The 23,181-nt window shown below is 54.1% G+C and carries 18 protein-coding genes and 1 riboswitch; of the genes, 16 read left to right on the plus strand and 2 right to left on the minus strand.

Annotated features, from left to right (window positions below; all coding sequences use genetic code 11):
• Positions 1-111: 111 nt before the first annotated feature.
• Positions 112-213: riboswitch (purine riboswitch) on the plus strand.
• Positions 214-356: 143 nt separating this feature from the next.
• From BMX91_RS05505 to BMX91_RS05520, 4 genes are all read left to right on the plus strand, one after another.
• Positions 357-944 carry a xanthine phosphoribosyltransferase gene (locus BMX91_RS05505; protein WP_092050932.1) on the plus strand — a complete coding sequence of 196 codons (588 nt, stop codon included), beginning with the start codon at positions 357-359 and terminating at the stop codon, positions 942-944.
• The gene (locus tag BMX91_RS05510; RefSeq protein ID WP_092050935.1) at positions 941-2,269 is read left to right on the plus strand and encodes a nucleobase:cation symporter-2 family protein; all 1,329 of its coding nucleotides are present in this window, start codon (positions 941-943) and stop codon (positions 2,267-2,269) included. Before BMX91_RS05505 ends, BMX91_RS05510 begins: the two co-directional genes overlap by 4 nt.
• Positions 2,270-2,423: 154 nt before the next feature.
• Positions 2,424-3,269 carry a YitT family protein gene (locus tag BMX91_RS05515; RefSeq protein WP_092050937.1) on the plus strand — a complete coding sequence of 282 codons (846 nt, stop codon included), beginning with the start codon at positions 2,424-2,426 and terminating at the stop codon, positions 3,267-3,269.
• Positions 3,270-3,529: 260 nt separating this feature from the next.
• The gene (locus BMX91_RS05520) at positions 3,530-4,744 is read left to right on the plus strand and encodes a NupC/NupG family nucleoside CNT transporter (RefSeq protein ID WP_092050939.1); all 1,215 of its coding nucleotides are present in this window, start codon (positions 3,530-3,532) and stop codon (positions 4,742-4,744) included.
• 333 nt (positions 4,745-5,077) lie between these two features.
• Here BMX91_RS05520 and BMX91_RS05525 read toward each other — a convergent pair whose 3' ends face one another.
• Positions 5,078-6,820: an ABC transporter ATP-binding protein gene (locus tag BMX91_RS05525; protein ID WP_092050941.1), complete on the minus strand. Its 1,743-nt coding sequence runs from the start codon at positions 6,818-6,820 to the stop codon at positions 5,078-5,080.
• A 162-nt stretch (positions 6,821-6,982) separates the two neighbouring features.
• On the opposite strand from BMX91_RS05525, the gene BMX91_RS05530 reads away from it, so the two are divergent.
• The 10 genes from BMX91_RS05530 to BMX91_RS05575 all read left to right on the plus strand — a co-directional run bounded on the left by BMX91_RS05530 (position 6,983) and on the right by BMX91_RS05575 (position 18,488).
• Positions 6,983-7,624, plus strand: coding sequence for a GGDEF domain-containing protein (locus BMX91_RS05530; RefSeq protein WP_092050942.1), 642 nt, complete (start codon positions 6,983-6,985; stop codon positions 7,622-7,624).
• A gap of 71 nt (positions 7,625-7,695) precedes the next feature.
• Positions 7,696-8,757 (plus strand): 23S rRNA (adenine(2503)-C(2))-methyltransferase RlmN, encoded by a 1,062-nt coding sequence (gene rlmN, locus BMX91_RS05535; protein WP_092050944.1) that lies wholly within the window; start codon positions 7,696-7,698, stop codon positions 8,755-8,757.
• An 81-nt stretch (positions 8,758-8,838) separates the two neighbouring features.
• Positions 8,839-9,324 carry a GNAT family N-acetyltransferase gene (locus BMX91_RS05540; RefSeq protein ID WP_092050946.1) on the plus strand — a complete coding sequence of 162 codons (486 nt, stop codon included), beginning with the start codon at positions 8,839-8,841 and terminating at the stop codon, positions 9,322-9,324.
• Positions 9,321-10,058 carry a hypothetical protein gene (locus tag BMX91_RS05545; RefSeq protein ID WP_092050947.1) on the plus strand — a complete coding sequence of 246 codons (738 nt, stop codon included), beginning with the start codon at positions 9,321-9,323 and terminating at the stop codon, positions 10,056-10,058. Before BMX91_RS05540 ends, BMX91_RS05545 begins: the two co-directional genes overlap by 4 nt.
• A 203-nt stretch (positions 10,059-10,261) precedes the next feature.
• Positions 10,262-11,803 (plus strand): aldehyde dehydrogenase, encoded by a 1,542-nt coding sequence (gene adh, locus BMX91_RS05550; RefSeq protein WP_092050949.1) that lies wholly within the window; start codon positions 10,262-10,264, stop codon positions 11,801-11,803.
• Between the two features lie 19 nt (positions 11,804-11,822).
• Complete coding sequence (locus BMX91_RS05555) at positions 11,823-12,179, plus strand: DUF779 domain-containing protein (RefSeq protein WP_092050951.1); 357 nt, start codon at positions 11,823-11,825, stop codon at positions 12,177-12,179.
• A gap of 125 nt (positions 12,180-12,304) precedes the next feature.
• Entirely contained in the window at positions 12,305-12,763 is a 459-nt protein-coding gene (locus BMX91_RS05560) for an OsmC family protein (protein WP_092050953.1), read from the plus strand.
• An 89-nt stretch (positions 12,764-12,852) separates the two neighbouring features.
• Positions 12,853-14,025, plus strand: a complete 1,173-nt coding sequence (locus tag BMX91_RS05565) for an exonuclease SbcCD subunit D (RefSeq protein WP_092050955.1) — start codon at positions 12,853-12,855, stop codon at positions 14,023-14,025.
• A complete protein-coding gene (locus BMX91_RS05570; protein ID WP_092050956.1) occupies positions 14,022-17,105 on the plus strand; it encodes an AAA family ATPase in 3,084 nt (1,027 codons plus the stop codon). Before BMX91_RS05565 ends, BMX91_RS05570 begins: the two co-directional genes overlap by 4 nt.
• A gap of 102 nt (positions 17,106-17,207) precedes the next feature.
• Positions 17,208-18,488 (plus strand): serine hydrolase domain-containing protein, encoded by a 1,281-nt coding sequence (locus tag BMX91_RS05575; protein WP_177168291.1) that lies wholly within the window; start codon positions 17,208-17,210, stop codon positions 18,486-18,488.
• 187 nt (positions 18,489-18,675) lie between these two features.
• Here the strand turns inward: BMX91_RS05575 and BMX91_RS05580 are convergent, their stop codons facing one another.
• Positions 18,676-19,947 (minus strand): MFS transporter, encoded by a 1,272-nt coding sequence (locus tag BMX91_RS05580; RefSeq protein WP_245744292.1) that lies wholly within the window; start codon positions 19,945-19,947, stop codon positions 18,676-18,678.
• Positions 19,948-20,135: 188 nt separating this feature from the next.
• Here BMX91_RS05580 and BMX91_RS05585 point away from each other — a divergent pair, with 188 nt between their 5' ends.
• Together BMX91_RS05585 and BMX91_RS05590 are read left to right on the plus strand one after the other, a co-directional pair.
• Positions 20,136-22,025 (plus strand): ABC-F family ATP-binding cassette domain-containing protein, encoded by a 1,890-nt coding sequence (locus tag BMX91_RS05585; protein WP_092050960.1) that lies wholly within the window; start codon positions 20,136-20,138, stop codon positions 22,023-22,025.
• A gap of 22 nt (positions 22,026-22,047) precedes the next feature.
• A complete protein-coding gene (locus tag BMX91_RS05590) occupies positions 22,048-23,181 on the plus strand; it encodes a conserved virulence factor C family protein (protein ID WP_092050962.1) in 1,134 nt (377 codons plus the stop codon).

The following is a 23,181-nucleotide window of genomic DNA, read 5'->3' on the forward strand; positions in this document are numbered from 1 at the left end:
GATGAGAGTCTTCCTTTTGGCAGAAAACAATAAAGGAAAACGTTTACCGTAGTCGCGAAATTTCGTCTATTTATGACTTGCTTGAAAACTTCCGATGCCATGATATACTTAGCCCAATCAATATCAGACGCTCATATAATCGCAGGAATATGGCCTGCAAGTTTCTACCGGCCCGCCGTAAACGGGCCGACTATGAGAGGCAGCGGAAAACAGGGATGGGGGCGTGCCCCCGTCTTGTTTCCTTTTCCACCGGAGTCAGATCTGCCGGCGGCTGTGCCCCTCAAGAGGGGGGCGGCCGCCGGTTTTTTTGTTCCATGCCGGATTGAGCGCCGTGGTAAACAAACGGAGGAATCGTTTTGAAACAACTTCGCGAAAAGATTGCTTCGGAAGGCCGTGTGCTTTCCGGGGAAGTGCTGAAAGTAGACTCTTTCCTGAACCACCAGATCGACCCCAAGCTCATGCAGGCGATCGGGGAAGAATTCTCCCGGCGGTTTAAGAATGACGGCGTTACAAAAATCCTTACAATCGAGTCATCAGGAATTGCACCTGCGGCCATGGCCGGTCTTACGATGGGAATTCCTGTCGTCTTTGCCCGAAAGCGCGCATCCCTGACGCTCACTGAAGGGCTGATCAGCTCGGAAGTCAAGTCGTTCACCAAACAGACCGTGAACACCATCTCCGTCTCCGGAGATTATGTGACTGCTGACGACACACTCCTTATTATTGACGACTTTCTTGCAAACGGGCAGGCTGCGTTAGGATTGCTCGATATCTCCGGACAGGCTGGTGCCAAGGTGGCCGGTATCGGGATCGTCATTGAAAAAGGATTCCAGAACGGCGGTAAACTGCTTCGTGAACAGGGCGTGCGTGTTGAATCGCTCGCCATCATCGAGTCGCTCGCAGACGGGAAAGTAGCTTTCCGAGAGGAGAGTGAAGTCCGTTGAAACAGGGAATCCGCGAGACTACATTAGGCATCCAGCATCTTCTCGCTATGTACGCAGGGGCGGTTCTCGTTCCGCTCATCGTCGGCGGCGCAATCGGCCTGAACGCCGAGCAGCTGACATACCTCGTCGCGGTCGACATCTGCCTCAGCGGTGTGGCCACGCTTATGCAGCTTGCTTCCAACCGTTTCTTCGGCATCGGGTTGCCAATCGTGCTCGGTTGCACCTTTACTGCAGTGGGGCCGATGATCGCCATCAGCGGCGAATACGGGATTTCCGCACTTTACGGATCGATTATCCTGTCCGGTTTGTTCATTGTACTGATCAGTCCATTTTTCAGTATGCTGAGTAAGTTCTTCCCGCCGATTGTCACAGGCACGGTCGTTACGATCATCGGTCTGACACTGATTCCTGTCGCGATCAATAATATGGGCGGTGGGCAGGGGTCTGCGGACTTCGGTTCCGCCACTAACATCACCCTTGCATTCGCGACACTGATGATCATCATCCTGATCTATAAATTCTCGACAGGCTTTGTCCGCGCCATTTCAATCCTTCTCGGTCTTATAGCCGGAACGCTCATGGCGGCTGCAATGGGAATGGTCAGTTTCACAAATGTCCGTGAAGCATCCGTGTTCCATATGATCGAACCCTTCTACTTCGGCACACCATCCGTTGTCTGGCCTGCGGTCATCACGATGTGTCTTGTCAATATCGTATCTCTCGTCGAATCGACCGGCGTCTATTATGCGCTGAGCGATATCACCGGCAAAAAGATCACGAGGAAAGACCTGTCTCGCGGATACCGGGCGGAAGGGCTTGCCGTCATGCTTGGCGGTTTCTTCAACGCCTTCCCTTATACGGCGTTTTCGCAGAACGTCGGCCTGGTACAGATGACAGGCGTCAAGACGCGCCGTGTGATCGTGATCACCGGCATCATGTTGATCGCGCTCGGTTTCCTGCCGAAAATCGCGGCACTCACGACAGTTATTCCAACCTCCGTTCTTGGCGGGGCGATGCTGGCCATGTTCGGCATGGTCGCGACCCAAGGCATCAAGATGCTGAGCAAATGCATGGGCGAATCGCAAGAAAATGCGCTGATCGTGGCTTGCTCGGTCGGTCTCGGCCTTGGAGTGTCCGTCGTACCGGATCTGTTCAGCTCGCTGCCGCAGGGCGTGCAGCTGCTGACAAGCAACGGGATCGTCGCCGGAAGCTTTACAGCCATTTTGCTGAACATTGTCTTTAATATGTTACCCTCTAAAGCAACTTTGCCGACGGTACAAAAAGACACGGCTCCTGTGAAGGAAAGCCCTCAGGAAGCATCCTGATACAGCAACAAACCGCACTGCCATTCCGGTAGTGCGGTTTGTTGTATTGAAGGGCCTCACAGTCTGTTATCTCATCAGATTACTAAAGGAATTCAGAACTTCCAAACATATTGGGACTGATAAAATAGAGGAAGTGCAACAGGGGGGATCTGACTTGAAGAAAGCTATATCCAATGACTATCTGCTGATCATCTTCGGTTCGGTACTGGTGGGACTGAGTTATAATCTGTTCCTGCTTCCGGCCAGGCTTGCGGCCGGAGGCGTGTCCGGAATCAGTACCATCACTTATGAGCTCTATGGCTTCAACCCTGCCTATATCCAGTGGCTGGTGAACATTCCGCTGTTTATCCTTGCGATCATTCTTGCCGGGAAAGATTTCAGCATGAAGTCACTTGTAGGCACCATGTTTGTCCCATTTACTATCTGGCTGACAGGCGGTCTTGAACTTGGAGTACAAGACCCTCTTCTGTCATCCATTTATGGAGGCATCATCCTCGGAGTTGGCCTGGGAATCGTCTATAGGGGAAATGGTTCAACAGGAGGAACAGCGCTGATCGCGCAGATTTTGAGAAAGTTCACAGGGATATCCAGTGGCTTTGCCCAACTGATCGTTGACGGGGCCGTCGTACTGACATCTGCGCTTGTATTTGATTTTGAACTTGCCTTATTTGCCCTCATGTCCATCTATGTGACAAGTAAGGTCATCGACTTTGTCCAGCTCCGGACCTCCCCGCAGAAACTGATTCTGATCATTACTGAAAGGGAAGAGGAGGTCAGGACGATCATACGGGATGAAATAGATCGTGGTCTTACTAAATTGCGGGTGACAGGCGGCCACTCCAACAAGGAACGGACAATGATCCTTTGTGTAGCGGAACAGGCTGAAGCGGTGTATCTGAAAAAGATGCTGAATGAAAAAGAACCATCGTCTTTTGTCATTTTCGTGAACGCTTCCGAAATTTTGGGCCATGGTTTTTCAAAGGAACGGATTTACGAATAAAGCCGGCAGATGGGCTTCCCAAAAGGAAACCGGACTGTCGGCTTTTCCTGTTTATGGGGCTCTTAGGAAGGGAATGTTGAAGTTGTCATACTTTCCGATGGTTTGCGCAATTGCGGAAATGAATTAGTAGGACATTAAGCATTTACAATCGTATGGCCTATTTGATACCTTTAATAACGAAAATGTCTGAGGTCAGACAACAATAATCGATCCGCCTTCCATCCCGCGATTGCCGGATCTGAAATGATAGGGGATTAGCCATGAATATTTTGTGGGGCCTGTTGGGTATGGCTGTCGTGCTCGGTATCGCTTTTCTGCTGTCGACAGGGAAAAAGTCGATCAACCCGCGGACAATCTTCGGCGGGCTGGCACTTCAGCTGTTGTTTGCATTTATCGTTCTTAAGTCGGAAATCGGGCGGAAGGTACTTCTTAATGTAACCGATGCCGTCAACAATGTGATCGGCTATGCAGGGGAAGGGATATCGTTCCTGTTCGGGCCGCTCGCCGACGGCAATGGAGAATTGGGTGTCATATTTGCATTCCAGGTACTGACCATCATCATCTTCTTCTCGTCTTTGATTTCGGTTCTGTATTACCTGGGGATCATGCAGTGGATCATCAAACTGCTGGGCGGAGGCCTTTCGAAGCTGCTCGGTACGAGCAAGACGGAGTCCACGTCCGCCGCGGCGAACATCTTTGTCGGTCAGACGGAAGCACCATTAGTGGTCCGGCCGTTCCTGAAGAACATGACCAACTCGGAACTTTTCGCGGTCATGACCGGCGGGTTGGCTTCCGTAGCCGGCTCCACGCTGGCGGGCTATGCGCTTCTGGGTGTTCCACTTGAATATCTGATCGCTGCAAGCTTCATGGCTGCTCCCGCCGGCCTGATCATGGCGAAAATCATCATGCCGGAAAAAGAAAAGCCGAAAGATGATGAATTCGTTATGGAAAAAGACACCGGCGCAACCAACGTCATCGATGCTGCAGCAAAAGGGGCAGGGGACGGAATGAGCCTCGCGCTCAATGTCGGCGCAATGCTCCTTGCATTCATCGCACTTATCGCGCTTCTGAACGGTCTTCTGGGCGGAATCGGGTCCTGGTTCGGAGCGGAAGATCTTACGATCCAGAGCATTTTGGGCTATGTGTTCGCACCTCTGGCATTCGCCATCGGTGTTCCTTGGCAGGAAGCGGTGCATGCGGGAAGCTTCATCGGTCAAAAGCTTGTGCTGAATGAATTTGTTGCTTATGCTTCGTTCGCACCCCAAATTGGTGAGCTTTCCGACAAGACAGCCATGGTCGTCAGCTTTGCGCTCTGCGGCTTTGCAAACTTGAGCTCGCTAGCAATCCTACTCGGCGGCCTCGGCGGCATGGCGCCTGAACGCCGTCCGGACATCGCTCGCATGGGAATGCGTGCAGTAGCGGCGGGTATGCTTGCTTCATTGCTCAGTGCATCGATCGCCGGCATGTTCATTTAATCGTGTATAGGAAATGGAAAAGGGATGCGTCCGCACTAGCGGAGCATCCCTTTTTTTAAATAGGCAATGTTCAGTTGAAGCCAATCGTTTCCGTTTTTCTCCCCCGTTTTGCTCTGGGGGTTCTTTGCCGCGGTATGAATCCACTCACATGCTAACCCAAGCAACGCAATCCCTACCTGCTATTGCGTCCTTGCGGCCCTATAGCCGCGCCAGCGTGAATGAGTGTCCTCCGCATCATGCGAATGGACGCCAGTTCAAACCGATTCCGTTCAAAATGAATCATCACAAGTATTAATATTAACAGATATAGGAAGTGTAGTCAAGAGATTGATTTCAGATCAACTGTTGCTCTGCGTATTCCCTATAGACCGGGTGAGTTTCATATAATTCCTGATGGGTACCGCTCCCGGTCACACGGCCGCCTTCGATAAAAACGATGCGATCTGCATCGACAATCGTAGACAGGCGGTGGGCAATTGCGAATGTCGTGCGTCCGGACATGAGCCGCTGCAGGGCTTCCTGGACAACACCTTCGGAATGGCTGTCAAGGCTTGCCGTGGCTTCGTCCATCATGAGTATCTTAGGATCCCTGAGAAATGCCCGGGCGATGGCAATACGCTGTCGCTGACCGCCGGACAGCCGAATGCCACGCTCGCCGATTTCGGTCTCCATACCTTGAGGGAAGCCTTTGATGAATTCTGATGCAAACGCCATGTCGGCCGCCTTCCACAATTTCTCATCAGGAATTTCATTCTGTTCTATTCCGTATAGCAGGTTGTCACGGATGGTACCGGACATCATTGCGCTTTCCTGTGGAACATAACCGATCTGGCTCCGCCAATTCTCAAGCGACAGGGCGGAAATCGGTGTATCTCCGACACGGATCGTGCCGTTCTCAGGCTCATAAAATCGTTCAAGCAAAGCGAACATTGTGGATTTACCGCCTCCGCTCGGACCGGCGAAAGCAATCATTTCACCGGGATTTGCCCGGAAGGAGACGCTATTCAGTACAGGTTCTCCAGGCTGATAGGAGAAACTGACGCTTTCCACTGTGATGGGAAGACCGGAAACATCCATCGTATCTCCCTGTTGTCCCGGTTCCGGATCGAGGCTAAGGATTTCGATAATCCGTTCTGTCGCGCCTTTCGCTTTCTGCAGCTGGGTAAAGAACATGGCAAATGTCGTGACGGGAAAGACAATCTGAAAAAGATACAACAGAAAGGCGACAAGTGTCCCGGTGGACATTGATCCATCCGCCACCCTGACACCGCCATACACGATGATGAAGGCAATGACTGCCCACATGATCAAACCCATCAGCGGCCCGATGATGGCATTGATGCGCGCTTCCCGAAGTCCGAAGTTAAACAGCCGCCGGATGCCGTCCATGCCTTTCTGTTCTTCTTCTCCCTCTGCGTTTGACGCCTTCATCAGACGGATCTCACTGATGGTCTGCTGGATGCTGCCGCTGAAAGCGGCAGTCTCATCTTGCATCCCCCGGGAGATTTTGGCCATCCTGCGCCCGAGAGGGATCATGAGTGCCATCGTGACAGGGATCGAGACCAGCATGACAAGAGTCATCTGCCAATCGAGGATCAGTAAAAGAATGATCGCCCCGATGATGGATATCAAGCCGCTGATGAATTGCGGCACATGGTTCGAGATGAGTTCCTTCACGATGCCTGTATCATTGACGACACGGCTGACTGTACCGCCGCTTGCCTCCGTTTCAAAGTGCGAGACCGGAAGCCGGAGCAGCTTGCGCCACATGTTCCCGCGCAGATCCGCCACCAGTTTCTGGCCGGTGTAACTGAGCAAGTAAGTCGAAAAGCCATCAATGACAGTTTGTATAAGGAAAGCAGCGACAATGGCCGCAACAAGCAGTGGGCTTAAAGACTCTAAGGAGAACCCGTCCACCAATTCTTTAGTGAGAAGCGGGATGACGAGACCGACAAGCGTTGTGATGAGGAATCCTGCAATGCCAAAGCTGAGTGCGGCTTTTGGAATGCCGGTCGTTCGCAATAGGCGGATGAACGGCTTTAGTCCGTCCTGTTTTGATGGTTTCGGTGATGTCATGAACAGGCTCCTTTCAAGCGATATTCTCTATACGGAAACGGATATGTAAAAGTTTCGGCTCTGCGGGAAACAGCCGCTTTCAGTCTTTTCCGCCTTCAGTGGGGTTTCCTTTTTTTATGGTATGATAATTAACATTGTGCACTATGAATCGGGGGGACGCACATGCGCTGGAAGGGGCGGCTGGCTGCAGCCGGGATCGTCGTGCTCTTTAATATCGTGCGTTATTTCTATTATCATGTCTATCTGGACGTTCCGTTCGGTGCTTCTTTCTTCCTGCTGACAGTGTTCTTTCTTGTAGTTGCTTATGTCGGCGGTTATCAGTACGACCGCGCGGACTATCTGTCGAGACGGGATCCGCTCACCGGCGCCTACAACCGTCGCTCGCTGATCGAATATGTCAGAAAGCTTCAGCAATCCGGACATCCCGGATACGGGGTTGTCCTGTTCGATCTTGACGATTTTAAGGAGATCAATGATACGTGGGGACATGAAACCGGTGATGCCGTGCTCCGGGATTTCGCAGAGACCCTTTCAGAGTTCGTCGGCAACCGGGGAATCATTGCGAGATGGGGCGGGGATGAATTCCTCGCCATATTCAGGAAGGCGGATCACGACTTTAAGATCTGCGGAGCCCGGGAAATCTCTGCCAGGATGAGCTCCCTCGGATATGCGGGTGGCAGGTCGATCGGCGTGTCGTTCGGCATTGCGGTCTCGCCGACAGACGGCAAGGATCTGGAGGCGTTGGTGGATGCTGCCGACCATGCCATGTATGTGAATAAGACCGGAAGGAAGAGTCAAGTCTGAATACTTGTCGGATCTTCCGGCATCGTTTAGGATAAGAAAAGAATTTTCAACGGAATGAGGCAGAATATACAATGAAACAATCGGTCTACGGATTGACCTTCGAACAGCTTCAGCAGTGGATGGCAGACCAAGGCCAGCAGAAGTTCCGCGCCGCGCAGGTGTGGGACTGGCTGTACAAAAAGCGGGTCAAATCGTTTGATGAAATGAAAAACGTCAATAAGGATCTGCGGGCTCTTCTCGACGAAGCGTTCACTATTAAGACGATGGACATTGCCGTCAAGCAGGAATCCAATGACGGGACGGTCAAGTTCCTGTTCCGCCTGGCGGATGGAAACCTGATTGAAACCGTTCTGATGCATTTCAGCTACGGACAATCGGTTTGTGTGACGACACAGGTCGGCTGCAACATCGGCTGCAGTTTCTGCGCGAGCGGGCTGCTCCGCAAGAGCCGTGACCTGAGCGCAGGCGAAATCGTCGAACAGATCATGAACGTCCAGGAGCATCTTGACGCACTCGGCGGAGGCGAGCGGGTATCCAATATTGTCGTCATGGGCATCGGGGAGCCGTTCGATAACTACGATAACCTGATGAACTTCCTCCGTGTCGTCAACGACGGTAACGGACTTGGAATCGGAGCGCGTCACATTACTGTCTCGACGAGCGGCCTCGTGAAGGGCATCCGCAAGTTTGCCGATGAGGACCTACAGGTCAACCTTGCGCTTTCGATCCATGCACCGAACAATGAACTCCGCACGAAAATCATGAAGATCAACAAGGCGTTTCCTCTTGAACAGGTCATGGATGCGATCGACTACTTCCTGTCCAAGAAAAACCGCCGCATCACGTTCGAATACATCCTTCTTAGTGACGTAAACGACCACGTCGAGGAAGCTCAGCAGCTTGCCAGGCTCCTGCAGAACAAAAAGCACCTCAGCTACGTCAACCTGATCCCTTACAATCCGGTTGAAGAGCATGACCGCTACAGCCGCAGCACCCCTGAGGCGATCGCTGCCTTTGAAAAGACACTTAAGTCCAGGGGCATCCAATGCGGTGTGCGCCTTGAGCAGGGCACTGACATCGATGCCGCATGCGGGCAGCTCCGCAGTAAGCAAATCAAAAAGGACGTCTCCTGACGTCAACGGCACGGAAATTCATTTTCCGTGCTTTTTTCTTTGTCCGCATTCCGGTATCGTTGAAGGAAAGGGGGGCTTTCAATGAAAGATGAAAATCTGAAATTCCGTCCTGCCGTGCGTGCCGATCTCGAGGGGATCGTCAGCATGCTGGCAGACGACAGTCTGGGCCGGAACAGGGAAAATCCGGCCTTGCCGCTGGAACGGTCTTACGAAGAGGCGTTCCTCGCCATTAGCGAGGACCCGAATGATGAGCTGATTGTGGCTGAAGCGGATGGTCAGTTGGCGGGAGTCCTGCAACTCACCCTTCTTCCTTCCATCACGCACAGGGGAAGCTGGCGGGCGATGATCGAAGGTGTCAGGACCGCTTCAACCTTGAGGGGCAGGGGAATCGGAAGAGAACTGATCCGGCACGCCATCGGGCTTGCTGAAGAAAGAGGGTGCAGGCTCGTCCAGCTGACCACTGACAAGAGTCGTCCGGATGCCATCCGGTTTTATGAAGGCCTTGGATTCAGGCCGACGCATGAAGGCATGAAACTGCGTCTGGATAAAGAGGTGGTGAAAGAGTGAAATCAGTTTTCGCTTTTGAAACTCCTGGAGAAGGGACTGCTTACGAAACAACAGCCAAACGGCTCATGATGCGGCTCGGTTCCTACGAAGTGTTTCTCCGCAATGCATTCGGCCTCACAGAAGTGCCAAAGGCCGTAGTGTGGACAAGCGGGGACCTGGCAAGGGATGTGTTCGGTAATGTTCCGATTCCTGCCTATACCCGGGAAGATCTAATTTTCATGTGCCCGGATCAGGAGGAATGGAAGCAGATCATGTTTGAACAGATGGACGGGGTGGACCTTCCGGAAGTGAGATCGTTTTATGAATCGGTCGGAGAAGCCCAGCTGCTGGATATCCTCGCCCATGAACTGACCCATCACCTCGACCTGTTCCCCGACGATTTTGAGGATGAACGGACGGACGCCATCTGGTTTGAGGAAGGCATGTGCTTCTACCTGCCGCGGCGCCATCTGCTCGGGGATCCGTACTTCAAGGAAGTGACAGCAACCGAGCGAACTCTGTACCATGAGCTGAAGAATCGTTACGGAAAGCATCCGCTTGATGACTTTGGTGCGGCATCCTATGAGGGGACATTGCCTTCAATCATGTTCGATTACTGGCGCAGTTTTCTTGCGGTCAGTGAGCTGGTGGAACGTGAAAACGGCAGCGCCCATGCGGTGTTCAGAAAGTACAACAACTGGCATGAAGAGGGAAGGGAACTCCCACTAACCGAATACTTCGAAATAGAAATCTGATTGAACTGAAGATTTCGACTATCATAGATTCTGTAATAATCCGAACCGCGCCACATATGTATATATGGGCTGCGGTTCTATTTCTTGGTGCGCGGCAACCTGCTTTACACTAAAAAGAAATAGAGGTTGAAAAGTTCAATGCTTTCTGACAATATAGGTAATAGCAAGAAGAAAGCGCATACAAGAATGGGAGGAATGAACAAATGGTACAAGTGATCAAGTCCCGGGTTTATGCAAATCCCAACACGGAAGGTGCGAAAGTCAACTTCCGGGAGAAGTACGACAACTATATCGGAGGCCAGTGGGTGCCCCCGGCAAAAGGTGAGTACTTTGATAACATCACCCCGGTGACGGGCCAGGTGTTCACGAAAGTGGCGCGTTCCACGGAAGAGGATATCGAGAAGGCGCTTGACGCCGCGCATGCCGCCAAGGATGCCTGGGGCAAGACTTCCGTCCAAGAAAGGTCCAGGATCCTCCTGAAAATCGCGGACCGCATGGAAGAAAATCTCGAAATGCTGGCGGTTGCGGAAACATGGGACAACGGCAAAGCGGTCCGAGAGACGCTTAATGCCGATCTCCCACTTGCCATCGATCATTTCCGTTACTTTGCGGGTGCGCTGCGTTCTCAGGAAGGCGGCATCAGCCAGATTGACGACAATACGGTCGCCTATCATTTCCATGAGCCGCTCGGCGTGGTCGGACAGATCATCCCTTGGAACTTCCCGATTCTTATGGCGGTCTGGAAGCTCGCTCCGGCGCTTGCCGCAGGCAACTGTGTCGTCCTGAAGCCGGCCGAGCAGACACCGGCATCAATCATGGTGCTGGTCGAACTAATCGAAGACCTGCTCCCTGCGGGCGTGATCAACGTCGTCAACGGATTCGGCCTTGAAGCCGGAAAGCCGCTCGCGTCCAATCCGCGCATCAGCAAGATCGCATTCACGGGCGAAACGACAACCGGCCGCCTGATCATGCAGTATGCATCGCAGAACCTGATTCCGGTCACGCTCGAACTGGGCGGCAAGTCGCCGAACATCTTCTTTGAAGACGTGTTCGATGAAGACGATGCCTTCCTCGACAAAGCGGTAGAAGGGTTTGTCATGTTCGCACTCAACCAGGGTGAAGTATGCACATGCCCATCGCGTGCGCTGATCCAGGAATCCATCTATGACAAATTCATCGAGCGTGCCATCAAGCGCGTCGAAGCGATCAAGACCGGCAACCCGCTTGATCCTGATGTCATGATGGGTGCCCAGGCATCCAATGAGCAGCTGGAAAAGATTCTCTCCTACCTGAAGATCGGCAAAGAAGAAGGCGCAGAATGCCTGACAGGTGGCGAGCGCAACCAGCTCGAGGACGACCTCGCCGAAGGCTACTACGTCAAGCCGACCGTCTTCAAGGGCGACAACAAGATGCGCATTTTCCAGGAGGAGATCTTCGGTCCAGTCGTCGCTGTCACGACATTCAAGGATGCCGAAGAGGCGCTTGAAATCGCTAATGACACGCTCTACGGCCTTGGAGCAGGCGTATGGTCCCGTGATATGAATACCGCCTACAAGATGGGCCGCGGCATCCAGGCCGGCCGTGTGTGGACGAACTGCTACCATGCCTACCCGGCACACGCGGCATTCGGCGGATACAAAATGTCCGGCATCGGCCGCGAGACGCACCAGATGATGCTCTCGCACTATCAGCAGACGAAGAACCTCCTCGTCAGCTACGACGAAAGCAAGCAGGGCTTCTTCTGATCCGGAAGGAGGATGCTACATGGTTGAACGCGTCACCGCAACGGATGAAGCGATCGAACTGATCCGCAAACTGCAGGAAAAGCACGGCCCCGTCATGTTCCACCAGTCCGGCGGCTGCTGCGACGGATCATCCCCGATGTGCTACCCCGAAGGCGACCTGCTGATCGGCAGCCAGGATGTCCTCCTCGGCGAAATCGGCGGCGCCAAGTTCTACATGAACAAAAACCAGTATGACTACTGGAAGCACACCCAGGTCATCATCGACGTCGTCGACGGACGGGGCGGCATGTTCTCCCTGGAAGGGGTGGAGGGGAAGCGGTTCCTCTCCCGCTCCAGGGCCTTTACGAAAGATGAGACTGAAGTGCTCGGCATCTAATAATAGCGACACCCGCCATTTGTGGATGGCGGGTGTTTTTGTGTTTGTGTACGGTCAGCCTCCGATCTTCCTTGCCAATGTGCGCACATCTGTTCTACCATGAAGAACAAGAGAGAGGTGATTCCATGGCAGAACATATTTTTAAACTAAAAGCCGATTGGCCCGGTCTTCGGAATGATGTCGGCGTCATCGAGTCCGGGAATCTGAAGACGAAGATTTCCATCCCTCCGGAAATGGACGGACCGGGAGTCGGGACGAATCCTGATGAGATGCTTCTGGGGGCGGCGGCGACCTGCTATATCATCACGCTTGCTGCCATGCTGGAGCGTTCCGGAATCGACAAGGAGTCGCTCACGATGGATTCCGAGGCGACCGTGGATGTGACCAATGGTGTCTTTACCTATAAGAGGATTGTGCACAAGCCTAGGCTCGTGCTTGCTGCGGGGACAGACGAAAAGAAGATTTCCTTTGCAAGGCGCATTACGGAAAAGGCGGAGACGTCCTGCATGATCAGCCGTGCCATCAAAGGGAATGTTGAGATCGGCCTCGAAGCGAAAGTCCTGCGGTCCGGGGAAACTGACTGAGCTGAGCTGGAAAACCGGTCCTGTATGACAGGTCTGAGATGGTATAATCATTTAATAGAAAAAGACTCGGATGAAAAGGTGGGAAATAGATGAAAATCTTCCATACGGCCGACTGGCATTTGGGCAAGATCGTCCAGGGGGTGCATATGACGGAGGATCAGCGCCATGTGCTTGAGCAGCTGACCGAAGCCGCACGGACGGAACGGCCGGACGCCATCATCATCGCGGGCGATCTGTACGATCGGGCGGTACCGCCGACCGATGCGGTCCGCCTGCTGGATGACGTCCTCTCGGAAATCGTGCTCGGGCTCGGAATTCCGGTAATAGCGGTAGCGGGCAACCATGACTCCCCGAACCGCCTTCATTTCGGCAGTGGCTTTATGAAGGAAAAAGGGTTTCATATGAGCGGAATCCTGGAATCGGATGCCGCTCCGGTCATCCTGGAAGACGAGCACGGTGAAGTTCACTTCCACTGTGTGCCGTTTGCCGACCCATCGGTTGTCCGGGCGCTATATGAAGACGATTCGGTTACAAATCATGATGAGGCGATGCGTTGCTTGCTTGACCACCGCTGCGGCGGTTTTGACCCGGCAGCACGCCATGTGCTGATCGGACATGCCTTCGTGACACCAGGCGCGGAGCCCGAGGAGAACACAAGCACATCCGAACGCCCGCTGTCTGTCGGCGGGGCGGAATACGTGGATGCGGGGCGCTTCGGCAAGTTCCATTACACGGCACTCGGCCACCTTCACCGTGCCCATTCGGTCGGGAGCCCGGTGGTCCGCTACTCCGGATCCCCTCTGAAGTATTCGATCTCCGAAGAGACCCACAACAAGGGCTTCCTTTGCGTGGAACTGGACGGTGAGGGGCAGGTAACTGTCGAACACCGGCCGCTGAACCCGCGGCGTGACATGAGAACAGTGGAGGGGACGCTTGCTGAAATTCTTGAGATGCCGCATTCGGAAGACTATGTGTTTGTCCGGCTGCTCGATGAAACGCCTGTCCTGTACCCAATGGAGCGGATCCGATCCGTTTTCCCGAACGCCCTCCATGTGTCCCGGGTGATGCCTGTCCGGCCTGACGGAACGGACAAGCCGGGCAGACGGACGGAAGAGATGGATGATGCCGCCATGTTCCGGGCATTCCACGAGGAAATCACGGGCTGTGCGCCTGATGAGGAGACAGAAGAACTTTTCCGTAGCGTGCTGGATGAGCTGCTTGCGGATGAGCGCGAGACAGTGAAGGAGGCGGTGAAACGATGAAACCGCTGAAGCTGAAGATGACGGCATTCGGCCCCTATAAGGAATGCGAAACGATTGATTTCACTGAACTGGGGGACCGGGGTCTGTTTGCCATCTCGGGTCCGACTGGTTCAGGGAAAACCTCGATTTTTGATGCCATTTGCTACGCCCTTTACGGCAAGGCGAGCGGTGAAGAGCGCGAAGACCGGAGCCTCCGCTCCGACTTTGCGGACGATAAAGTACATACGGAAGTCGAGCTTTGGTTTGAATCGGCTGGAGATACCTACAGGATCATGCGCCGCATGCCCCATGTGAAGGCCGGAAACAAAAGCGCGACGGGTGACCGGATCGAGCTGTTCAAGATCGACAGTGAAACAGAAAAGCCTGTCACCGATCGCCAGATGACAACCGAGGTCAATGCCAAGGTGGCCGAGCTGATCGGTTTTAGCCACGACCAGTTCAGCCAGATCGTCATGCTACCGCAGGGGGAGTTCCGGAAACTGCTTACATCCGATACGGAAAACAAGGAAAAGATCTTCCGGAGGATTTTCCGCACGAAGAAATACAAAGACATGGAAGCGGCTCTGAAAGAGAGGAAATCCGCCGTCGAGGTGGAATGGAAAAAATCTTCGGGCCAAATTGCCTGGCAGGCCAAGCATCTTCTGGATACGCTCCCGGACCTCAGCGAAGAACTGGCAGCCAGCCTTTCCGATGAACATCCGAATGCGGGGAAAGTCATCGAGGGGTTGTTCGGTGAACAGGAACGTCGGCTGATCGAGACGGAGCGGCTGACAAAAGAAGCGGAACAGCTGGAGGCCGGGCTCATGGAAGCCAACCGGCGACTATCCGCTGCACAAGAGCTGAACAGCAGGCTGGCAGAGTGGGAAGAGAAAAAGCGTCAATTGTCCGGATTGAATCAACGTCTCCCAGAGATGGAGGAAAAACGCCGCGCGGTCAATCTTGCACGCCTCGCGGCAAGAATCCGTCCTGCTGAGGAAAAAATGGCGGATGCAAAGCGGGAGCAACAACAGGCGATAGAGGCTGTGAAACAGGCGGAGCTGACTCTCTCCGCATCACAGGAAGCCGAAAAAGCAGCCGTTGCCAGAGCGCTGGAAGCTAGGGAACGAGATCCCCAGATCGACGCCAAGCGCCGGGAAGCGGAGCGTCTCGAGGAAGCACGACCCCGACTCGATGAGCGTGAACAGGCACTTCTTAAACTGGCCGTTGAGCAGGCCGGACAGAAAAGGCTGTCGGATGAGGCGGAGTCCCTCCGTGCTGGCGCCGTAAAGCTCCGAGAAAGACAGGAATCCCTCCGCGAAGAAATCGCGGCCCTTGAAGAAGCCCTTGCTGGCACAGATGAACTTCATGAACAGCTCACGGCAGCCGAGCGGGACTGCGAACTTCTTGAGGAACATCTCCGCCTCCTGGGGATTGTCAGGAAAGCAGGGGAGGATGCAGAGCGTGACGAGTGCCGGAAGGATGAAGCGGAAGCCGTGTTGCATCGACTGAAACAACAGCTTCGGGACAGCCAGGCGGCTTCACTTGCCATTCATCTCCATGACGGGGCGCCCTGTCCGGTATGTGGTAGTACCGAGCATCCTGCACCGGCTGGCTCCACTGACGGTCCGGATCACTCCGCACTTGAAGAGGCCGAGGCGGTATTTCTTGCAGCGCAATCAAATGCGGTCAGCTCGGCAAGCATCCTTAAGCTTCAGAACGGACAGCTGGAGCAATCTGCAGACCGCCTGTCAGGGCGCGGACTGGAAGTAGCCGGAGCCGCCGAAATCCTGGCCGCCAGGAAGGAACAGTCGGAGCAGTTTCAGGAAGCCATTTCAACTGCCAAGTCACGCCGAAACCAGCTTTCGTCACTGCGAAAGGACGAGGAAAGCCTCCGGATAAAGGTAGATGAAGTTGCTGCCAAGCTGACGAATCATACAGAAGATCTGGCGGGCACGACAAGCCGAATCGCCTCCCTCGAAGCGACCATCACCGGACTGGAGCGTTCGATTCCGGAAGGCTACGGTGATGTCCGATCACTTGATATGGCTCTGGCAAGGCTCCGCGAAATAATCGGAAAGCATGACCGCATGAAGGAACAGCTGGAAACAGCCGCCACAGAGGCGGCGGACCAACGGAAAGCTGCCGAACAATCGTTGACTTTCGCTGTCAGGCAAAATGAAAAAGCGGAGAACCAGCTCCAGGAGGCAGAAGCTGCCTTCCGGGAAAAGCTTGCCGCTTCCACTTTCAGTTCTGCGGAAGCGTATCATGCAGCGCTCATGTCTGATCACCTGGCGGATGAGACAGAAGCAATCATCCGGACGTTCGAGAATGACTTCCATGCCGTGAAAATTAGAGAAAGCGAACTCGCCGCAAATCTTGAAGGCAGTGAGCGTGCGGATCTGGAGGGTCTCAGGCTGCTGGCACAAGAAGCGAAGACTGCATGCGACCTGGCACAGGAGCGGCTCATCCATTCCCGCAATACACTGAACACGATCAAAAAAGGTATTGCCGCTATGCGGGAAGCGGCCACTGAAGCCGAGACGCTTGAGAAGAAGCTCGGTAAAGTGGCGGGTCTGTATGATCTGATCCGCGGACAAAACGCAGACAAGCTGTCGTTTGAACGCTACCTGCAGATTGAATACCTGGAGCGAATTCTGCTTTCGGCAAACGAGCGGTTGAAGGACCTGTCGAATGGCCAATTTGAACTGCTGCGCAGCGACCGGCAGGAAGCCCGCGGACGGCAGAGCGGCCTTGGCATTGATGTGTATGATGCCTACACGGGACAGGCAAGGGACGTCCGTACACTTTCCGGGGGCGAGAAGTTTAATGCATCGCTTTCCCTGGCCTTAGGGATGGCGGATGTCATCCAGGGATTCGGGGGGAACATCCGTGTCGATACGATGTTCATCGACGAAGGGTTCGGCTCACTTGATCCGGAATCGTTGCAAAAGGCGATCGAGGCGCTGATCGGACTGCAGCGGAACGGCCGTGTCGTCGGCGTGATCTCCCATGTCGAAGAACTCAAGTCAGCCATGCCGGCGGTCCTCAAAGTCACCAAGTCAAAAGCGGGCCACAGCTCGACTGAATTTGTATTGAAGTGATCAGAAGCCTTCGTTCGCATAAAGCGGATGAAGGCTTCCTTTTGTTTAGGGAAGGACACCGGGTTCCTCAGTCGAATAAGATTAGGAAAGGGGGAAGAGTGCATGGATTGGCAGGCATACGAACAATTTGCAGAGAGAATACGGGGTGGGGAAGAAATTCCGGGAATGGCAATCGGTGCCGCGCGGAACGGGGAGCCGCTTTTTGTGAGCGGCTTCGGAACAATTGACGCGGGGGGAGCAGCGAACGTAACACCCGATACGGTGTTCGGAACGGCGTCCGTGACCAAGTCGTTTACGGCGCTTGCCATACATATTTTGACCGCGGAAGGAAAACTTTCACTCACGGACCCGGCAGTCATGTATGTGCCGGAAGCAGAATTGGTTCCCGTAATCAGGAATGCAGAACTCCGTCACCTTCTCTCACATACTACCGGCATGCCGCCGGTGAGACGGCGTGAAGAGATAGAGGGATTTGATGACCATATCAGGTACCTGGAAAGTCTGGACATGGAACCGATTGGTGCTCCCGGCGAGCAGATCAGTTATTCAAATGATGCATTCCTGCTTCTTGGCGCAATCATCGAACGGGTGTCAGGCATGGATTACCGGGAATTCATCATGGATCGCATTGTCCGGCCTGCCGGTATGATGAGAACTACTTTCACGCCGCCCGAGCAGGGAGTGCATGCGAATACCGCTGTTCAATACTCGGAAAAGCTTTTGCCGGTGGACTGGCCGTCACTCGGCAATTATGCAGTCGGCGGAGGCGTCCGCTCAACGGTGAATGACCTCCTCATCTACGGAAGATTGTATACGGACCGCTCGTTCCGTGAATCCGTGATTGGAAATGTCGATACATCGGGAATGCAAAAACGTGTGGCCATGGTCGATGGAACCACTTTCTACGGCCATGGTTTGATGGTCACGCCTGACTTTGGTGGCTCAGTCCTCGTCCACCACGGGGGCGGCCAGCCGGGTGTCTCTTCCTCAATTGGCTTCCTTCCCGATCAGGGGATCACTGTTGCCGTCCTGACGAACAGGACCGGTGTGTCCGCGGAAAAGCTGATGAAGGGTGCCATCTATACGGCGCTCGGGCGATCTCCTGAGGAAGCGGCAGTCAGCCTTCCTGATGTTCCGGTATCCCCCGATGAATTGAAGACATTCACCGGCCATTACCGGAACGATGAAGACCCGGACGGCTTCCGGATCGATGCGGCTGAAAGTGGATTGGTAATTTTGACTGATGGGCGCACAGACCATCTGCGGCCGGTGGCACCTACACATTTCCAAAATGACCGTACCGGAAAATTTGTCCGGTTGGAAGGATCCATGGCATTCACAGGGTTGCGGGTGTATTGGAAAGAGACCGGAAATAAAGAGTGAACGACGCGAAATGGTGGGTTGCAGTCGCGAAATAAGGTACTGAAGGCGCAAAATCCCGAGTTGCCGACACGAAAAATGATATTGTCGACGCGAATTTCGGTGTTGCCGTCGCAAAAGCCTTCACCACATGAACCAATTAAAAAGGACGATCCGAAGCCTATTAGCTTCGGATCGTCCTATTGCCTATTCAGTTCTCCGGCACCGGCTCGTATCGGGAAGGATCCGGAACGAAGTACAGGATGATACCGCCGATGATGAACAGCACGATGAGGCTGAAGACACCGGCGTTTGTGTTGCCGGTCATCTGTGCCGTGATACCCACGAGGAGCGGTCCCATGATCGAGGCGAATTTCCCGAAGATGTTGTAGAATCCGAAGAATTCGTTGGAGTTCTCTTTCGGGACCAGGCGTCCAAAGTACGAGCGGCTAAGTGCCTGGATGCCGCCCTGGGAAGTGCCGACAAGCATCGCAAGCACCCAGAAGTCGGCGACGGAATCCATGGAATAGGCGTAGATGCAGACAAATGTATAGACGGCGATGCCGACGTACAGGATCTGCTTCGTGCCGAACCGGTCGGCGAGCCGGCCGTATAGGATGGCAAACGGAGCGGCGATGACCTGCGTCACAAAAAGGATGATCAACAGGCTGTTGGCTTCGATGCCGAGGTCGGAGCCGTAGGCGGTCGACATGGAAATGATTGTGCCGACGCCGTCGATATAGAAGAAATAGGCAAGCAGGAACAAAAACAGGCCGCGGTATTTCCTGATTTCACGGAAGGTATTGGCGAGACGCTTGAAAGCTTGTGCGACAGGTTTCGGATCCGGTTCGATAAAGTGGATCTGGTGCACATGCCGGAACATCGGCACCGAGAACAGGATCCACCATGCTGCGGTGATCAGGAACGCGGCTCGGCTCGCATTCGTCACGGAGAGCGGGATGACTCCGGACTGCGACAGCAGGATGATGGCAATCGAGATGATGAACGGAATCGTGCTCCCGATATACCCGATCCCATAGCCAAGTGCCGATACGCGGTTCATGCGCTCAGAGGTTGATACATCTGTAAGGAAAGAGTCATAGAACACATTCGCCCCGGTCGACCCGAGCGCGGCAAATGTATAGACGACTAGCAGCATGAGCCAGTTGTCAGCGGGGATAAAAGCAAGAGCGGCAGTGGCCCCGGTCCCAAGGATGAAAAAGGCGGTGAAGAATTTTTTCTTCATGCCACGGTAATCCGCTATTGTGCCAAGTATGGGGGCGAGCAGCGCCAGAATGAATGTGAAGATCGAGATTGTATAGCCGAGGTAGGCCGTCGAGTCGGTGGCGCTTACTCCCGCATTGGTAGCCGCGGCTTTATAGAACAGCGGAAAAACAGCGGTTGTAATGATAATGGAATAGGCGGAGTTGGCCCAGTCGTAGAACGCCCAGCTTTTCTCTTCTTTGGACAGCCGGAATTTCAAGTCGTTCCCCCCTTGAGATGAATCGTCACTTGCTACCATTGTATCAATATCGCTAACCGGAAAGGTTAAGTTTCTGAAAATTTTTCCTTTACAACGGGAGGAAACTCCCTGAAAATCAGCGGATTGGTTCCGGCACTGTATTTTTAGTATGATGGAATTGTCTATATACCGGATAGGAAGTGGGTAACATGGGACATCTCATCGTGTCGGGCCTGACGAAGACCGTCGGCGACAAGACACTGTTCAACGATATCAGCTTTACCATTTATGAAGGCGACCGGATCGGCCTCATCGGCATCAACGGAACCGGCAAGTCGACGCTTTTGTCGATCATCGCCGGATCACTCGATGCGGACTCAGCATCGTTGGATCATCCGAACGACTACCGGATCGCCCATCTGCCGCAGGATCCGCGTCCGGACCCTGAACTTAATGTGCTTCAGATTGTTTTTGGCGGGGATTCCCCGCTGATCCGGCTGAACCGGAAATATGAGGAAGTGCTGCGCGCGCTCGGGAACAATCCGGAGAATGCTGCGGCACAAGACCGCTTCACGACCCTGCAGAACCGGATGGATTCGGACGGGGGATGGGACCTGAACGCCAGAGCAAAAACCATCCTTTCAAAACTCGGAATCACCGATTATGAGGCAAAGGCGGGCAGTCTTTCCGGCGGCCAGCGGAAGCGGGTAGCCCTTGCCAGGGTGCTGCTCGAGCCGGCAGATCTTCTGCTCTTGGACGAACCGACCAACCACCTGGATGTAACATCGATCGAGTGGCTGCAGGATTACCTGAAGCAGATTGGCGGTGCCATTCTTTTCATCACGCATGACCGCTACTTCCTGGATTCGGTCGCATCCAAGGTGTATGAGCTCGCCGACCGGACGCTTTACAGCCACAGAGGAACCTACTCGGACTTTCTTGAGGCGAAGGCGCTCCGGATCGAGCAGGATGCCGCCACATTCGAGAAAAACAAGAACCGCTACCGGAACGAACTGAAATGGATCCGGAGAGGTGCCAAAGCCCGATCGACCAAGCAGAAAGCACGGATCGGGCGTTTTGAGGAACTGTCCGAGAAAGTGAAAAAAGATGACGGACCCGATCCGCTCGACCTGTCGCTCGCAGCTTCCCGCCTCGGAAAGAAAGTGCTCGAAGGAGAGCGTGTGACTAAGGGATACGGCGGAAGAGAGGTCATCAAAGACTTTTCGTTCCTTCTCCAGGGTGGAGACCGTGTGGCGGTCATCGGGCCGAACGGAGCGGGTAAGTCCACGCTCATGAATCTGCTTGCAGACTCCATCAAGCCGGACAGCGGAGAGATCATCCGTGGCGAAACCGTGAGAATCGCTCATTTCACTCAGCACTTGCCCGAGATGGATCCGAACCAGCGGATCATCTCTTATGTCACGGAGGCTTCGAACGATATTCGCAGACAGGACGGCACAAGGTACTCTGCTGTCCAAATGCTTGAACAGTTCCTGTTCCCGTCGAATGTCCACGGCACGCTGATAGGCAAGCTGTCCGGCGGTGAACGGAAGCGGCTATACTTGCTCCGCCTGCTCATCGAGCAGCCGAACGTCCTGCTTCTGGACGAGCCGACAAACGACCTGGACCTGGAGACACTGTCGGTGCTTGAAACGTTCATCGACTCATTCCCGGGAGTTGTCGTCACGATTTCCCACGACCGCTTTTTCCTTGACCGCACTTCGCGCAAACTGTGGATACTGGATGGTTCCGGGGAGGTCACGCAGGAGCTCGGACTCTACACCGACTACCTTGAAAAAGCGGCATCGAAAGATAAAGAATCTGCCGTTCCGCCTGCCGGTGCAGAAAAGGTGTCACAACAGCCGGACAAGCCGAAGAAAAAGAAGATGACTCTCGGGGAAAAGAAAGAATGGGAAGAGATCGGCGCCAAGATCGAGAGAACCGAACAGGAAATCATGGAAGCTGAAGAAGCGCTTGCCGATGCCGGAGCCGACTACGGGAAAGTAAGCGAGATTTCCGCGCGGCTGGATGAGCTGAATCAGCAATATGAGATTCTCATTGAGCGGTGGAGTTATCTTGAAGAAATTGCCGAAGCATGATCGACACAGGAGGCATGGGAACATGAAAATTGTAACTATAGAACCGACGCCGAGCCCGAACTCGATGAAAATCGTCATCGACAGGGAATTGCCGTTCGGCAAGGCTCACAACTATAAAACAGATAATCTTGAGGAAGCACCGGACTTTATCCGCCAGATCTTCGGCATTGAAGGAGTGAAGGGGATTTATCACGTCATGGACTTCCTGGCCATCGAGCGCAACGGCAAGTACGACTGGGAGCCGATTCTTGCAGGAGTCCGGGAAGTGTTCGGCGAGGAACAGGAAGCCGGCACGGAAGCCGCCGAAGCGGATGAGCACTTTGGTGAGGTGTACATTCATGTCCAGCAATATAAGGGTGTCCCTCTCCAGGTGAAGGTGTTCGATGACCGTGGCGAAGAACGATTTGGCCTAGGCCAACGGTTTGTCGATGCCATGAATGCGCTTATGGAAGGGGATGACGAGAACTATATCCTTCAGCGCAAATGGGCGGATTACGGCATCCGTTACGGAGACAAAAAGGAAATCGGCGAGGAAGTCGTAAAGGAAATCGAAGCTGCCTACCCGCAGGAGCGGCTGGACGCCATCATGGAGGCCGGCAGCGAGACGAAAGAAGCACCGGTCCTCGGCCGCCGCAGGGTGACACTGGAGGAATACCAGGCGGCCGCAAGCTGGGAAGAACGGTTCCGCCTTCTCGACCAGCTGCCTGACCCGGACATGTCGGATGTGCCGCTTCTGATGGAGGCACTGAGAGACGAAAAGATGTCGATCCGCCGTTTGGCCGTCGTTTATCTCGGCATGATCGAAGATCCTGCCGTCGTCCCCTATATCGAAAAGGCGATGGAGGACAAGAGCGCACCGGTCCGTCGAACTGCCGCAGATGCGATGAGTGACCTCGGCTTCCCTGAATTCGAGGACCTGGCTATCCGCACGCTCAAGGACAAAAGCAAGATTGTCCGCTGGCGGGGAGCGATGTATCTGTACGAAACCGGCACCGAAAAAGCGCTGCCTGCCCTAAATGAGATGGAAGACGATCCGGAGTTCGAGGTCAAGCTCCAGGCGAAAATGGCCGCGGCCAGAATCGCAGGCGGGGAGGAAGCGAAAGGGTCGATGTGGAAACAGATGACCGAGATGAGAACAAAATCGAAAGGGGAATGA

The organism is Bhargavaea ginsengi, assembly GCF_900109165.1.
In the GTDB taxonomy this organism is placed as follows: domain Bacteria; phylum Bacillota; class Bacilli; order Bacillales_A; family Planococcaceae; genus Bhargavaea; species Bhargavaea ginsengi.

Excerpts from the sequence above, each read along its gene's own strand:
- BMX91_RS05575 (WP_177168291.1), top strand. The coding sequence starts at position 17,208 with ATGGATTGGCAGGCATACGAACAATTTGCAGAGAGAATACGGGGTGGG.
- BMX91_RS05585 (WP_092050960.1), top strand. The coding sequence starts at position 20,136 with ATGGGACATCTCATCGTGTCGGGCCTGACGAAGACCGTCGGCGACAAG.
- rlmN (WP_092050944.1), top strand. The coding sequence starts at position 7,696 with ATGAAACAATCGGTCTACGGATTGACCTTCGAACAGCTTCAGCAGTGG.
- BMX91_RS05540 (WP_092050946.1), top strand. The coding sequence starts at position 8,839 with ATGAAAGATGAAAATCTGAAATTCCGTCCTGCCGTGCGTGCCGATCTC.
- BMX91_RS05555 (WP_092050951.1), top strand. The coding sequence starts at position 11,823 with ATGGTTGAACGCGTCACCGCAACGGATGAAGCGATCGAACTGATCCGC.
- BMX91_RS05565 (WP_092050955.1), top strand. The coding sequence starts at position 12,853 with ATGAAAATCTTCCATACGGCCGACTGGCATTTGGGCAAGATCGTCCAG.
- BMX91_RS05560 (WP_092050953.1), top strand. The coding sequence starts at position 12,305 with ATGGCAGAACATATTTTTAAACTAAAAGCCGATTGGCCCGGTCTTCGG.
- BMX91_RS05590 (WP_092050962.1), top strand. The coding sequence starts at position 22,048 with ATGAAAATTGTAACTATAGAACCGACGCCGAGCCCGAACTCGATGAAA.
- BMX91_RS05570 (WP_092050956.1), top strand. The coding sequence starts at position 14,022 with ATGAAACCGCTGAAGCTGAAGATGACGGCATTCGGCCCCTATAAGGAA.
- BMX91_RS05520 (WP_092050939.1), top strand. The coding sequence starts at position 3,530 with ATGAATATTTTGTGGGGCCTGTTGGGTATGGCTGTCGTGCTCGGTATC.
- adh (WP_092050949.1), top strand. The coding sequence starts at position 10,262 with ATGGTACAAGTGATCAAGTCCCGGGTTTATGCAAATCCCAACACGGAA.
- BMX91_RS05530 (WP_092050942.1), top strand. The coding sequence starts at position 6,983 with ATGCGCTGGAAGGGGCGGCTGGCTGCAGCCGGGATCGTCGTGCTCTTT.
- BMX91_RS05525 (WP_092050941.1), bottom strand. The coding sequence starts at position 6,820 with ATGACATCACCGAAACCATCAAAACAGGACGGACTAAAGCCGTTCATC.